Here is a 13993-nt window from a genome sequence, read left to right as displayed (position 1 = left end):
TTTCCTCCTTGTTGTAAGCTAATAATAACATAATACTCATTTTAAATAAAGTTATTATTATTCAAAAATTCTTTAGAATGTTATATAATAAAAATGGGTAAAATTATGTCAAGGAGGATAATATGCTTACAGGGTTTATAACGAATGAGATAATATTTACAGTTATACTTACTTTAGGTTTTACACTGTTAATATTAGAACTATTTGTTCCGAGTTTTGGTTTACTAGGAATATCAGGAATATATTTATTAATTGAATCTTTTCTAGCACTTAAAAATATTGAAAATGCAAGCTTGTATGTAATTATATCTTTAATTTCATCTGCTATAATTGGTTTCATATTAGGGAAAATATTCTTTAAAAATATGGATAAAAACAAACTTGTACTTCATAGTAGTTTTAATGATATAAAAGGTAACAAACTACAAAATAAAATCAATAAAGAAGCACTATTAAATAGTGAAGGTGTTGTAGAAAAGGTGTTAAGACCTGCGGGGACAATAAAGATAGACGGCATAATTTACAATGCTGTTTCAAATGGTAATTTTATCTCAAAAGGGAAAAAGGTAGTCGTAGAAAAAATAGAAAATAGTCAATTATACGTAAGGGAAATTGAGGAGGATTGATGTTAGATTTATTACAAGTAGCTAGCTATAGCTCAGATACAAATTATTTAAGTGTTTTTATTATTGGTGCAGTAGTTTTAGTTTTATTATCAATATTCTTTTCATTTATACCAGTAGGATTGTGGATTACAGCATTCTTCTCTGGTGTAAGAGTAGGATTAGGTACACTTATTGGTATGAGATTAAGAAGAGTTTCACCATCAAGAATTATTAATCCATTAATAAAAGCTACAAAAGGTGGGATTAAAATTGAAATCAATGAACTAGAAGCTCACCATTTATCAGGTGGAGATGTAAATAAAGTAGTAGATGCTCTTATTGCGGCGCAAAGAGCGGATATTGACTTAGAGTTTGAACAAGCTGCAGCTATTGATTTGGCTGGTAGAGATGTTTTTGAAGCTGTTCAAATTTCAGTTAACCCAAAAGTAATTGAAACTCCAATAATTGCAGCAGTTGCAATGGATGGTATTGAAATTAAAGCAATTGCAAAAGTTACTGTTAGAGCAAACCTTGATAGATTAGTTGGGGGTGCTGGAGAAGAAACAATCATCTCAAGAGTAGGTGAAGGTATAGTAACAACTGTAGGTTCTTCTAAATCTCATAAAGCAGTTTTAGAAAATCCAGATTTAATTTCACAAACTGTATTATCTAAAGGTTTAGACTCTGGTACAGCATTTGAAATCCTATCTATCGATATCGCAGATGTTGACGTAGGTAGAAATATTGGTGCTGCATTGCAAGCAGATCAAGCTGAAGCTGATAAGAAGATTGCTCAAGCTAAAGCTGAAGAAAGAAGAGCTATGGCGGTAGCACAAGAACAAGAAATGCAAGCAGAAGTTAGACGTATGAAGGCTAAAGTAGTAGAAGCTCAATCACAAGTACCATTGGCACTTGCAGAAGCACTTAAAAGCGGTAAATTAGGTGTAATGGACTACTATAATTTAGAAAATGTAAAAGCTGATACAGGCATGAGACAAACAATAGCAGGAAATGATTACTCAGACACAAGTGAAGGCGATCAATAATGGGAATCTTAAAAGGTATATTTGATGAAATCAAAAGTGAACTAAATAATGAAATTGAAAAAGCTAAGAATACAAGTAGCTCTTCAAAAAAAGACAATCTTGAACAAATTCAAAATATGTTATTTGGTACTTCTTCAGCCAAATATACAAAACATCACAGAGATAATCAAGGTGTGCTAAGACCACAACCAAAAAAATCTGTGAATAAGCCTCAAACCTCTAATCAACAAAAATTAAGAGACTTGAAGGCGAAAAGATATGAAGAAAAGAAAAAATCATTTAATCAATCATTTGAAAGTAAGTATGTAAATTCAAAAAATTCTAATGGATCAATAAAGAATAAAAAAACTTTGATCGGTGAAGAAGGAGAAGGAGCAACAATTTACACAAATGATTTGAGTAAAATGCAGATGTCAACAAATCAAATTATTAGGATAGATGCAGTTAATCCAATTGCAGGATCTGCTAATACTAGAAAAGTTAGCAAAATTGGAAAGCAAATAATTAACCCTGAAAATGCAAAAAAAGCTTTTATTGCTAGCGTGATATTTGAAAGAAAGAAATGGAGATAGTTACGATATAGAGGAAATTTTTCCTCTATATTGTGCTATTGTAGATAAATTATTAATTAAGTTTTAAGTTAAAATGATATAATTGAATTTGACAAATATGATAATAGATATAATATAGTAGAATGTTAGGACAAGTATCGATTAGATATAAATGTCAAGGAGGAAATCATAAAAGAAATAAATTATAAGATTAATGATTCAGAAAAATTGAATATGCTTTTTGGTAATTTAGATAAAAATATTATTTTTATTGAAAATGAATTTGGCATAAGGATAAAAGTTGCAGATGGAAATCTGTTTATAAGAGGAAATAAGGAGATGGTTGAATTAGTAAATCATCTTTTAGACATCCTTGTGGAAATGATAGATACTAGAGGCTATTTAACGTTTGAAGATGTAAGATATGCAGTCAATATGGAAAAGCAAAATAATAGTGAAAATATTAAAAACTATTTAAATGATATTGTCGTGACCACATATCAAGGTAAACCTATTAGACCTAAGACAATTGGTCAAAAAAAGTACATTGATATAATTAGAGATAATGGTGTAGTTTTTGGTATAGGACCAGCAGGTACTGGTAAGACTTATCTTGCTATGGCAATGGCGATTGAAGCTTTTAAGAATAAAGAAGTTTCTAGAATTATCTTGACTAGACCGGCAGTTGAAGCTGGAGAAAGTTTAGGATTTTTACCTGGCGATTTACAAGAAAAAATTGATCCTTATCTTAGACCTTTATACGATGCGTTATTTGAAATAATGGGACCTGAAACATATCAAAAATTAATGGAAAAGCAAGTTATCGAAGTTGCTCCATTAGCATATATGAGAGGTAGAACATTAGATAATGCATTTGTTATCTTAGATGAGGCACAAAATACTACTCCTCAACAAATGAAGATGTTTTTAACAAGGCTTGGATATGGCTCAAAGGCTATCGTTACAGGGGATATTACTCAAGTAGACTTACCAACAGGCAAAAACTCAGGTTTAGTAACTATTCGTTCTATATTAAAAGATGTAAAAGGGATTGAATTTGTAGATTTAGATAAAAATGACGTAGTTAGACATCCATTAGTTCAAAGAATTATTGAAGCATACGATGATTATGAGAAGAGGAATAATTATGGAAATACTAATAGACAATCAAAATAATCTTATTAAGTTAGATGAAAAATTTGAAGAACAAATTCAAAATGCGATTAAAACAAGCCTAGAGCATCTAGGTTATGGATTAAATTATGAAATTTCAATTTCAATAGTAAATGAAGAAGAAATAAGAAAACTAAATAAAGAGTATAGAAATAATGATAGTGTGACAGATGTTTTAAGCTTTCCTCTTTTTGAAAGAGAGGACATTCCAGAAGAGGGCATGTTAGGTGATATTGTAATCTGTGTTGAAAGAGTGAAAGAACAAGCCAAGGATTTTAATCACTCTGAAGAAAGAGAACTAATTTATTTAACGGTACATTCTTTATTGCATCTTTTGGGTTATGATCATATTGAAGAAGATGATAAACTTGAAATGAGAACAAAAGAAAAAGAAATAATGAAGAAATTAGGAATATTTAAAAATGAAAAATTATGATAATCATGAGACCAATAAGATAAAAAATAATGATAGTATTATCGCTTCATTTAATAACGCAATAAATGGGATAGTAGAAAGTGTAAATACCGAAAGAAACATGAAAGTGCACATAATTTCTGCTATTCTAGTTATGGCGGTTTCATTTATACTTGATTTTACTAGAGTTGAGCTAATAATTATTGCGATTACAATGATGCTTGTGATTGTTGCGGAGCTGATTAATACTTCGATTGAGACGCTTACTGATTTGGCAAGTGGCGGTAAATATAATGAGCTTGCAAAGAAGACTAAAGATATTTCGGCGGGAGCAGTTATGCTTATGGCGATAAATTCTGTATTTGTTGGATATTTACTTTTATATCCAAAAATCAAGAAAATATTTTTGACAAAGTCAGTATTTTCAAAGGTAATGCATAGTAGCGAACACTTGGCAGTTATCTCTATTGGTTTAGTTTTATTATTAACCTTATTAATTAAAGGTATATTTTATAAAAAACATACAACACATCTTCAAGGAGGTACTGTATCTGGTCATACATCAATAGCGTTTAATCTTGCCTCAATAGGCACAATATTATCTAAAAATATTACTATTGGTGTAATATTGTTTTTCTTAGCCTTTTTAGTTGCAGAGTCTCGTTATGAAGCCAAAATCCATACAGTTAAGGAAATAGTTGGCGGTGCAATCATGGGTGTAGTAATTGCTTTAATATTGTTTATAAAATTTTATTAGGAGAAATATGTTTAAATCAGGATTTATTACAGTGATTGGTAGACCAAATGTTGGTAAATCAACGCTTTTAAATGGTTTAATTGGAGAAAAAATTTCGATAATTTCCGATAAACCTCAAACAACTAGAAACAAAATACAAATGGTATTGACAACTGATAATATGCAATGTGTATTTTTAGATACTCCAGGTATACAAATGCCAAAAAATAAACTTGGCGATTATATGCTTAGTGTGTCCAAAAGTACGTTAAATGAAGTTGATATAGTGACATTTATTGTTGATTTAAGTGAGGATATTGGAAAATTAGACCAATATATTCTTGATATACTAGATGGAGTAGATACAAAAACTATATTATTAGTAAATAAGATTGATATTGCAGAAAGTCAAGATCAAATTGACAATATCATAAACAAGTACAAAGAGATGGATAAATTTGATAGGATAGTACCTATTTCAGCCTTAGAGAAAACTAATTATGATAAATATCTTGAAGTGCTTTATGAATTGCTTGAAGAAGGTCCTATGTATTATCCTGCGGATATGATTACTGATCAGCCAGAGAGAAATATTATAGCAGAGATTGTAAGAGAAAAAGTTTTAAGAAATATGTTCGATGAAATCCCACATGGGATAGCAGTCGAAGTTATGAAGATTTCTGAAAATGAAAATGAAAAGATGCAAATCGAAGTTAATCTTTACGTTGAGCAAAACTCTCATAAGGGAATGGTTATCGGTAAGGGCGGATCTATGCTTAAGAAAATTGGTATAGAAGCGAGAAGAGATATAGAAAATTTATTAGACGCTAAAGTAAATCTAAAAATATGGGTAAAAGTTGCAAAAGACTGGCGTAAAAAAGATTCAAGGGTAAAGGATTTTGGATATAGATAATATTAGAGGGATTGTGATAAGAGCCGTTGATTATGGAGAAACGAGTAAAATCTTAACCGTTTTTTCATATGAAAGAGGTATTATTTCGGTGATGGCTAGAGGTGCAAAAAATCCCAAATCAAAAAAATTAAATCTGATTTCTATTTTTACAGAAGTAAATTTTGATTTAAGAAAATCGAAGAAATTTTACTATTTAAATGATGGTGAAATTATAGAATATAATTCTCATATAAGAAGTAATATAAAAAAAATATACTTAATCCAAATGTTTTTTGATATAATAGAACGTACGACATTTAAGAATGAAGAAATTAAAGTAGTATATGAATTACTAATTAAAACCATGAAATACTTTGGATTAGAAGAAAATTATTTAAAATTAACAAATATGTTTTTGATAAAATATATTTCTATGTTAGGATATAAACCTGTACTGAACGCGTGTAGTAAGTGCGGAAAAAGACAATTTAGAAGTGTTTATTTTTCATTAGAAAATGGCGGTATAGTTTGTGAAGATTGTAAAAAAATCAATAATATAGCTCTTACAGTTGATGAATACAAGTATATATGCAATATTTTAGTAGAAGTTTACGAAAATACTGCTATAATAGATGATGAAATAGACGAAAGAAAAATATTTAAATTACTTATAGATTTTATTATATACAATACAGATATTTCGATACCAAGTTCATATAAATCATTTACAAAATTAGAAGGTATTGAATAGTGGAGGAAAAGCAATGTATTTACAGGAAATGATGGAGAAGTTGAAGACATACTGGGCTTCAAAAGGTGCAATAATTTTAGAACCTTATGATATTGAAAAAGGTGCAGGTACAATGAATCCGCACACTTTTTTACGTGCATTAGGACCAGAACCATGGAATACAGTTTATGTTGAGCCTTCAAGAAGACCAGCGGATGGACGTTATGGAGAAAATCCAAATAGATTGTATCAACACCATCAATTACAAATTATATTAAAACCAACACCTGAAGACATACAAGATTTGTATTTAAAATCATTAGAAATTATTGGTATAGACCCAACAATACATGATATCAGATTTGTCGAAGACAACTGGGAATCACCAACACTTGGTGCTTGGGGAGTAGGTTGGGAAGTATGGCTAGACGGTATGGAAATCACTCAATTCACATATTTCCAACAAATAGGTGGTATTCCACTTGAAATTGAATCAGGTGAGATCACTATGGGTATTGAAAGACTTGCGATGTACATTCAAAATGTAGATTCAGTATATGAATTAAAGTGGAATGAAAATATAACTTATGGGGATTTATTCTCTACTGCAGAATATGAAAATTCTGTATATTCTTTTGAAGAAGCAGATATTGATATGTTGGAAGATTCATTTCATAAGTATGAAGAAGAAGCGAAGAGATTAAATGAATTAAAGTTAGTTATGCCAGTATATGACTATGTGTTGAAATGCTCACATATTTTTAATGTGTTAGATGCAAGAGGTGCTATTTCTGTTTCAGACAGAAATAATTACATTCAAAAAGTAAGAAATTTAGCAAAAAGAGTGGCAGAAAATCATTTAGAAAAAAGAGAACAATTAGATTTTCCGCTATTGAGAAAAGGGGCAGACAATGAGTAATTATTTATTAGAAATTGGTGTTGAGGAATTTCCTGCCAAATTTATAAAACCAACTCAAAGACAATTTAATAATTTAATAGATAAGTTTTTGAAGGAAAATAATTATACTTATGAAAGTCTTACAATTAATAGTACTCCAAGAAGATTCGCTATTTTAGTTGAAGGTATAGAGCCTCTTGAAGAAAATAGTGTTGAAAAAATAAAAGGACCTTCAAAGAAAATTGCTTTTGATGAAGAGGGAAACCCAACAAGAGCACTTGAAGGATTTATGAAAAGTAAAAATATTGATCTATCCGATATTGTATATGAGGAAATAGGCGGAGTAGAATATATTTTCGCTAATATTAAAAACGAAACTAAAGATATTAAAGAAGTGCTAAAGAAAGAAATTCCAAATACTATAAAATCTATTTCAAATCCAAGACAAATGAGATGGGGTGGAAAGAATTTAAGATTTTTACGTCCGATTAGATGGATAGTTTCACTTTTAGATGATGAAATTTTATCATTTGATTTAGAGGGTATTAGAGTTTCAAATATAACTAAAGGTCATAGAACTTTAGGAAGTAATGCGATTGAAATAAATTCAATCGATGAATATAAAGAAAAATTAGCAGAAAACTATGTGATAATTTCTGAAGAAGAGAGAAGAAGCATGATATTAAAAGGAATTAATAGACTTGCTAAAGAAAAAGGCGGAAATTATCATGAAGATGAAGATTTACTTGAAGAGTTAATCAATATCAATGAGTACCCAACACCATTTATAGGTGAAATCAACAATGAATACCTTGCTTTACCAAAGGAAGTTATCGTTACACCTATGAAAGATCATCAAAGATATTATCCGGTGGAAGATGATAATGGAGATTTGCTTCCATTCTTTATAGCGGTAAGAAATGGAGATAGCAAGGGCATATCAAATGTAGTTGAAGGCAATAAAAAAGTATTAATCGCAAGACTAGAAGATGCTAAATTCTTCTACGAAAAGGATATATCCATTCCGCTTGAAGACTATGTTCCTGAATTAGAACATCTTGGATATCATGAAGGTCTTGGTAATATGCTTGATAAGACTCATAGGTTGATGAAACTAGTTGAATCAATTGGTAGAGATTTTGGCTGTGGTAATGAAGTGAAGGATATCGCTAAAAGAGCGGCTTATCTATCAAAAGCAGATTTGGTAACTAATACAGTTATTGAATTTACTGAGCTACAAGGTGTAATGGGAAAAATATTTGCAGAACATAGTGGAGAAAATCCATTGGTTGCAAAAGCGATTGAAGAGCAATACATGCCTGTTAAATCCGGAGGAGAGCTTCCTTCAACAACAAGTGGTATACTATTATCAATAGCAGATAAGATTGATAATATTGCAGGATTATATTCACAAGGTATTGAAGTTACTGGTTCACAAGATATGTATGGACAAAGAAGGGCTGTACTTGGTATAATCAATATTCTTCTAAAAAATAAAATTAAGGTAAGTTTAAGGGATATTATTAAAGATGCTTTATATAATTATGTTGAAAACTTCGGTGAAACTTTTGATTATAACGAAGTAACTGACAAAATCGAAGCATTTATATCTGCAAGACTTAAAAACTTAATGCTTGATGAAGGATATAGATACGATATCATCGATTCTGTACTTGCTGTATATAATGACGATGTTTGTGAAGCGTATGGTAAAGTTAAATTCTTTGATGAAATGGCAAAAAATAAACATCAATTTGATGCTAATGTTGAAAAGTTTGTGAGAATTGTAAATATTTCACAAAAAGCAGAAAATACAGATATCAATGAAGAATTTTTATTAGAAGAAGATAAAGCTATTTATGAAGAAATTGCTGTATTAGATAAATTTGATAAATTATATAATGAAAGCAAGTATACAGATGCGTTTATGATAATTACAGATATTGCGAAATCATTAAATAATTATCTTGACAATACTTTAATTATGGCAGAAGATGAGAATGTAAAGAAAAACAGATTATCTATTGTAAAAACTGTTAGTGATAGGATTATGAGAATGTTTAATCCGATTGAAATAGTGAGGTAGTGATGATTAATTTATATGTGATTTCAGATTCAACTGGTGAGACCGCCAATCAACTTGCAAATGCGATTGCTATACAATTTAAACAAGCAAATTTCTCAAGAAAAAGATTTTCTAATATCGTAGAAGCTGAACAAGTAGAAAAAATATTAGGTCCCATTGACAGAAATAATTCTGAAAATAAAACTATTGTTTTGATGACGGTTGTTGCAGAAGCTGTAGTAGAGAAGATTAAAAGTTATGAAAATGAAAATCTACTTGTAGTAGATTTACTTTTAAGACCTATCACAGAAATGGAAAATTTCTTAGGCGTAAAGGCCGATAGACAAATAGGTTTGATGAGAGATTTAGATAATAGCTATTTTGATAAAATTGAAGCTATAGAATTTGCGATGAATTTTGATGATGGTAAAAATCCAAAGGGGTTCTTAGAAGCGGATATAGTTTTGCTTGGAGTTTCAAGAACTTCAAAGACTCCACTTTCAGTGTATTTAGCTAATAAATCATATAAAGTGGCTAATTTGCCATTAGTTCCAGAAATTGCCATTCCAAAAGAAATTTATGAAGTTGAAAGAAAAAGAATAATTGGATTAATTATTAATCCTGAAAAATTAAATGAAATAAGAAATCAAAGATTGGTAACTTTAGGTTTGAGTCCTCAATCATCATATGCTAGTGATGAAAGAATTCAAGAAGAATTAAAATACGCTAAAGATTTGTATGAAGAATTATGTTGTACTGTTATTGATGTTTCATCATCAACTATTGAAGAGACAGCTGCAAGAGTGATAGAACAAATTGAAAATTAGCTTAGATAGGGGGATAAAATGGGCTTTATTCCTGAACAGCAAATAAATGATTTAAAAGATAGAATAGATATTGTAGATCTAATATCAGAATATGTAAACTTAAAAAGGGCAGGATCCAGTTTCAAAGGGTTGTGCCCATTTCATAATGAAAAGACTCCTTCTTTTATGGTAAATAGAGAAAAAAACAATTTTCATTGTTTTGGCTGCCATGAAGGTGGAGATGCTATTTCATTTATAATGAAAATAGAAAATTTAGGATATATTGATGCTATCAAATTTATTGCGGATAAATTAGGAGTGGTGCTCGAAGAAACAGAGTATTCCAAAGATAGAGTCAATAGAAACAATAAATATTATGAGATCAATTCTTTGGCTGCGAAATTTTATTTTAAAAATCTTCTTACTTATGATTTTCCACAAGAATATCTAGCAAAAAGAGGTTTAGATAAAAAAGTTTTAAATAAATATTTTTTAGGTTATGCAAGAAATGACAATAGCCTCTATGCATTTCTAAAAGAAAATGGCTTTGAAGAAAAAGATATGTTGGATTTGGGACTTATCGGAGAATCAAATGACAGATATTATGATAAGTTTAGAGATAGACTAATGTTTCCAATACTTAATAATAAAAATAAAGTTATTGGATTTGGTGGTAGGACGTTAATAGATCATAAGATAAAATACATAAACTCTCCAGAATCAGATATTTTCATCAAAGGAAAAAACATTTATGGAGTAAATGTTGTAAATAGAAATAGAAGAAATAAGGTTATTTTAGTTGAAGGATATATGGATGTCATCGCCTTATATAACAAAGGCATTGACTATGCATTAGCTACCTTAGGTACTGCTTTAACAGAAGATCAAGCTAGGATGATAAAGAGATATTCCAACGAAATTTTTATAGCCTATGATGGCGATACAGCAGGGGTAAAGGCAACACTACGTGCTATTGATATATTTAAAAATATGGATGTACATCTTGGTATATTAGAATTTCCAGATGATATGGATCCGGATGAATATATTAAAAAATATGGTAAGGAAGCTTTTGAAAAGTTAATGGATAAAGCGACTACACCTATTGATTTTAAGTTAAATAAACTTATGGAATCAACAAATAATAAAATCGAATTTATTAATGAAATCATTATGTTTTTATCAACTATTCAAGGAAATGTGATTAGAGATTTATACATAGATAAGTCAGCGAAATTTATCGGTGTGACTACAGATTCTCTTAGAATAGATGTAAATAAAGAAATAGAAAAGAATAAAAGTAAGGAAAAATATAAAACAAATATAAAAAGACAGAGTAATGGGTATATATCAAATAAGGTTGCGCCTAAGAAGGTAAATTATATTGATAATCATAGAATTAAACTAGAGAAAGAAATTATTATATATTCACTTCTAAATAAAGAAAATTTTGAAAAATTAAGTTCAGAATCAGATTTTATAGAAGATGCTGCTCTAAAAGAAATATATTCTAAAATTACCGATATGTATTTAAATCAAAGTTTGGTTGAATCTGTTACAAGTTTAGATGTTTTTAAGAGCTTAAATCTTGAAAAAGATTATGAAGCTGCAAAAAATAGTGAGTCTAGTTTAGATGGTGTACTTGAAGAGCTAAAAGAGAGGGTTGAGAAGTTTAGATTGAAATCTCGTATAAGAGAAATCAAGGAAGAGCTTAAAACCAAAAAAAATGATAAGAGTTTAATTTCAGAGTATACAAGTCTATTGCAAAGATTGACTTAGTCAGGAGGAATTATGAAGGATAAAGATATTGAACAAGAAAATTTAAGATTGTCAATTTTAGAAGAAGCAAAATCAATGGCTGAAGATAAAAATGGTACAATTTTAATTTCTCAATTAGAGTCAATTGATGGTTATATAGAGCTTGAAGAGGATGAGGTAGAAAAACTAAAAAAAGAATTAAATGATATGGATATAGATCTATTGAAAGATGGATTTGTTGAAGTAGAGGCCGATCTTGATGAAGTTGATTATGATAGTATTGATGATACAGATGATTACGATGATGAAGAGGACTATTCTGAGGGTGATGATCTAAATGAAATTAAGGGGGCATTTGTTGATGACCCTGTAAAAATGTATCTAAAGGAAATTGGTAAAGTCAATCTATTATCAAAAAAAGATGAAATTGTTTTAGCGAGACAAATGGAAGAAGGAGATATCTCATTTAAAGCTGTACAAGGTGAGAGATATACAATTGATGAAGAAGTAGAGTTGTCAAAAAAACAAGCATATTTCGATTTAGCTAAGAAAATCATTTTTGGGAATGCTTTATTAGAAGATGGTAAAGAAATTGATAAGGAAACTTTAGATCAATTAAAGTTCATTTACTATATTAGGAAATTCACAAATTCTCCAGATAAAGATACTGAAAGAGAAAAAGAAGGATTAGAAATTCTAAAATCATTAAACGATTTAATTGTTACAAGATTAGATAAAACAATACTTACAGATGATCAAATGAATGACATTTCAACTGCGATTGAAATGATAAAATCCATTCTATTTGATTTAGTCATTCCAGAAGGTGAAACTTTAATTTTAGATGGAAAAGAAGTTTCATCACAAGGTGACAATACAGAATTTACTTATGCTAATAAGGAAGAAATAATCAAATTAGCTAAAAAAATCAATGATAAATCAGATGCTGAGTACAATTTCTTTGATGAGTTCTCAGATTTTGATGTTGATTTAATTGATGAAGTTGATAAGTTATCTACTGAAACAAAGTATGACATTCTTAAATATTATGTATATTCAGATTTACTTGTTCGTGAAAGATATGAAAAAGAAAATAAAATTGTAATGTTCTTTGAAGAAGACAACTATAAACATCTTGACATTGGTTTAGAAAAAATCTTAAACAGAATCAATGGCAATTGTGAAGATGAGTTGATGTGTACTTTAAGCATGGACGAATATGATGTAATTAAACAAATCTTTGAAAAAGGTAAGTTAAATGAAAAGATGATTCAAAGATCTGGACTTGAAGATGAAGACATTAAATATCTAAAGAAAAAATACAGAATAGGTAAAGCTGCCAAAGGTAAGCTTGCCGAAACAAACTTAAGACTTGTTGTTTCCATTGCGAAGAGATATGTTGGACGTGGAATGAGCTTCTTAGATTTAATTCAAGAAGGTAATCTAGGTTTAATGAAAGCTGTAGAAAAATTCGACTATAAGAGAGGATTTAAGTTCTCCACATATGCGACATGGTGGATTAGACAAGCAATCACTAGAGCTATTGCAGACCAAGCGCGTACAATACGTATCCCTGTTCACATGGTTGAAACAATCAATAAACTTGTAAGAGTACAAAGACAATTGGTTCAAGAATTAGGTAGAACACCTACAAACGAAGAAATTGCAAAAGAAATGAATATCGATGTTGATAAAGTAAGAGAAGTGAGAAAGATAGCTCAAGAACCAGTTTCTCTAGAAGCACCAATTGGTGAAGAAGATGATAGCCACTTAGGGGACTTTATCGAAGACGAAAGAGCGTTAGCTCCAGATGAAGCAGCAAACCAAACAATGTTGAAAGAGCAATTAGAAGACATTCTTTCTTCCCTTTCAGAAAGAGAAAAAAGAGTAATCGAACTAAGATTTGGTTTAATCGATGGTGTACCAAAAACACTTGAAGATGTAGGTAAAGAATTTGACGTAACCAGAGAACGTATTAGACAAATTGAAGCAAAAGCAATTAGAAAACTAAAAAGACCAGGAAAAGGTGATAAAATAAGAGACTACCTAGAAGGGTTTTAGTATGACCTAATCCAGCGAAGACGAGCGTAGCGAAGTTTGAGCTGAGGTAGGTCAACCGCGAGGCTTCCCAAAGAAGCTCGAAGAGCTGATTTGTAGGAAGCTACGGCGAAAGATACCCAATTTCGCTTTGCGAAATTGAGTGGGAAGTTATGCAGTAGCATTTTGCGATACAAGACTCGAAGAGTCGCAGGGGAGCAGACAAATGCGTCTCTGCATCGAGCATGAGTGGTGGAAGTAAAGCAGTAGCATTCTGCGAT

The 13993-nt window shown here is 30.1% G+C and carries 13 protein-coding genes; all 13 read left to right on the top strand.

The genetic code is table 11. The features are described from left to right. Nucleotides 1-122 precede the first annotated feature (122 nt). The 13 genes from HMPREF9709_RS06345 to rpoD all read left to right on the top strand — a co-directional run bounded on the left by HMPREF9709_RS06345 (nt 123) and on the right by rpoD (nt 13736). Entirely contained in the window at nt 123-626 is a 504-nt protein-coding gene (locus tag HMPREF9709_RS06345) for an NfeD family protein (RefSeq protein ID WP_005398767.1), read from the top strand. Beyond that, nucleotides 626-1651 carry a flotillin-like protein FloA gene (gene floA / locus HMPREF9709_RS06340; protein ID WP_005398766.1) on the top strand — a complete coding sequence of 342 codons (1026 nt, stop codon included), beginning with the start codon at nt 626-628 and terminating at the stop codon, nt 1649-1651. The genes HMPREF9709_RS06345 and floA overlap by 1 nt, the downstream gene beginning before the upstream one ends. Continuing rightward, nucleotides 1651-2223 (top strand): hypothetical protein, encoded by a 573-nt coding sequence (locus tag HMPREF9709_RS06335; RefSeq protein ID WP_005398765.1) that lies wholly within the window; start codon nt 1651-1653, stop codon nt 2221-2223. Before floA ends, HMPREF9709_RS06335 begins: the two co-directional genes overlap by 1 nt. Before the next feature lie 213 nt (nt 2224-2436). Next, a complete protein-coding gene (locus HMPREF9709_RS06330) occupies nt 2437-3378 on the top strand; it encodes a PhoH family protein (protein WP_005398764.1) in 942 nt (313 codons plus the stop codon). Beyond that, nucleotides 3350-3811, top strand: a complete 462-nt coding sequence (gene ybeY, locus HMPREF9709_RS06325; RefSeq protein WP_005398763.1) for an rRNA maturation RNase YbeY — start codon at nt 3350-3352, stop codon at nt 3809-3811. The genes HMPREF9709_RS06330 and ybeY overlap by 29 nt, the downstream gene beginning before the upstream one ends. Continuing rightward, nucleotides 3798-4547 (top strand): diacylglycerol kinase, encoded by a 750-nt coding sequence (locus tag HMPREF9709_RS06320; RefSeq protein WP_005398762.1) that lies wholly within the window; start codon nt 3798-3800, stop codon nt 4545-4547. Before ybeY ends, HMPREF9709_RS06320 begins: the two co-directional genes overlap by 14 nt. Before the next feature lie 7 nt (nt 4548-4554). Next, nucleotides 4555-5439, top strand: a complete 885-nt coding sequence (era, locus tag HMPREF9709_RS06315; RefSeq protein WP_005398761.1) for a GTPase Era — start codon at nt 4555-4557, stop codon at nt 5437-5439. Nucleotides 5440-5452: 13 nt separating this feature from the next. Further along, complete coding sequence (recO, locus tag HMPREF9709_RS06310; protein ID WP_169311909.1) at nt 5453-6169, top strand: DNA repair protein RecO; 717 nt, start codon at nt 5453-5455, stop codon at nt 6167-6169. Nucleotides 6170-6182: 13 nt separating this feature from the next. Beyond that, nucleotides 6183-7067, top strand: coding sequence for a glycine--tRNA ligase subunit alpha (gene glyQ / locus HMPREF9709_RS06305; RefSeq protein ID WP_005398759.1), 885 nt, complete (start codon nt 6183-6185; stop codon nt 7065-7067). Then, nucleotides 7060-9132, top strand: a complete 2073-nt coding sequence (gene glyS / locus HMPREF9709_RS06300; protein WP_005398758.1) for a glycine--tRNA ligase subunit beta — start codon at nt 7060-7062, stop codon at nt 9130-9132. Before glyQ ends, glyS begins: the two co-directional genes overlap by 8 nt. 2 nt (nt 9133-9134) lie before the next feature. Beyond that, nucleotides 9135-9938: a pyruvate, water dikinase regulatory protein gene (locus tag HMPREF9709_RS06295; protein ID WP_005398757.1), complete on the top strand. Its 804-nt coding sequence runs from the start codon at nt 9135-9137 to the stop codon at nt 9936-9938. Between the two features lie 18 nt (nt 9939-9956). After that, a complete protein-coding gene (dnaG, locus tag HMPREF9709_RS06290) occupies nt 9957-11696 on the top strand; it encodes a DNA primase (protein WP_005398756.1) in 1740 nt (579 codons plus the stop codon). 12 nt (nt 11697-11708) lie between these two features. After that, complete coding sequence (gene rpoD, locus HMPREF9709_RS09640; RefSeq protein ID WP_005398755.1) at nt 11709-13736, top strand: RNA polymerase sigma factor RpoD; 2028 nt, start codon at nt 11709-11711, stop codon at nt 13734-13736. The last annotated feature ends 257 nt before the right edge of the window (nt 13737-13993 follow it).

Origin of the sequence: Helcococcus kunzii ATCC 51366, from assembly GCF_000245755.1 — a bacterium.
In the GTDB taxonomy this organism is placed as follows: Bacteria; Bacillota; Clostridia; order Tissierellales; family Peptoniphilaceae; genus Helcococcus; species Helcococcus kunzii.
The sequence above is the reverse complement of the archived record's forward strand: the minus strand, read 5'-3'. Positions and strand labels throughout refer to the sequence as shown.

Bases quoted from the DNA above. Each gene is read 5' to 3' on its own strand.
- floA (WP_005398766.1), top strand. From the start codon at position 626: ATGTTAGATTTATTACAAGTAGCTAGCTATAGCTCAGATACAAATTAT.
- HMPREF9709_RS06295 (WP_005398757.1), top strand. From the start codon at position 9,135: ATGATTAATTTATATGTGATTTCAGATTCAACTGGTGAGACCGCCAAT.
- era (WP_005398761.1), top strand. From the start codon at position 4,555: ATGTTTAAATCAGGATTTATTACAGTGATTGGTAGACCAAATGTTGGT.
- HMPREF9709_RS06330 (WP_005398764.1), top strand. From the start codon at position 2,437: ATGCTTTTTGGTAATTTAGATAAAAATATTATTTTTATTGAAAATGAA.
- HMPREF9709_RS06335 (WP_005398765.1), top strand. From the start codon at position 1,651: ATGGGAATCTTAAAAGGTATATTTGATGAAATCAAAAGTGAACTAAAT.
- HMPREF9709_RS06320 (WP_005398762.1), top strand. From the start codon at position 3,798: ATGAAAAATTATGATAATCATGAGACCAATAAGATAAAAAATAATGAT.
- ybeY (WP_005398763.1), top strand. From the start codon at position 3,350: ATGGAAATACTAATAGACAATCAAAATAATCTTATTAAGTTAGATGAA.
- dnaG (WP_005398756.1), top strand. From the start codon at position 9,957: ATGGGCTTTATTCCTGAACAGCAAATAAATGATTTAAAAGATAGAATA.
- HMPREF9709_RS06345 (WP_005398767.1), top strand. From the start codon at position 123: ATGCTTACAGGGTTTATAACGAATGAGATAATATTTACAGTTATACTT.
- rpoD (WP_005398755.1), top strand. From the start codon at position 11,709: ATGAAGGATAAAGATATTGAACAAGAAAATTTAAGATTGTCAATTTTA.
- glyQ (WP_005398759.1), top strand. From the start codon at position 6,183: ATGTATTTACAGGAAATGATGGAGAAGTTGAAGACATACTGGGCTTCA.
- glyS (WP_005398758.1), top strand. From the start codon at position 7,060: ATGAGTAATTATTTATTAGAAATTGGTGTTGAGGAATTTCCTGCCAAA.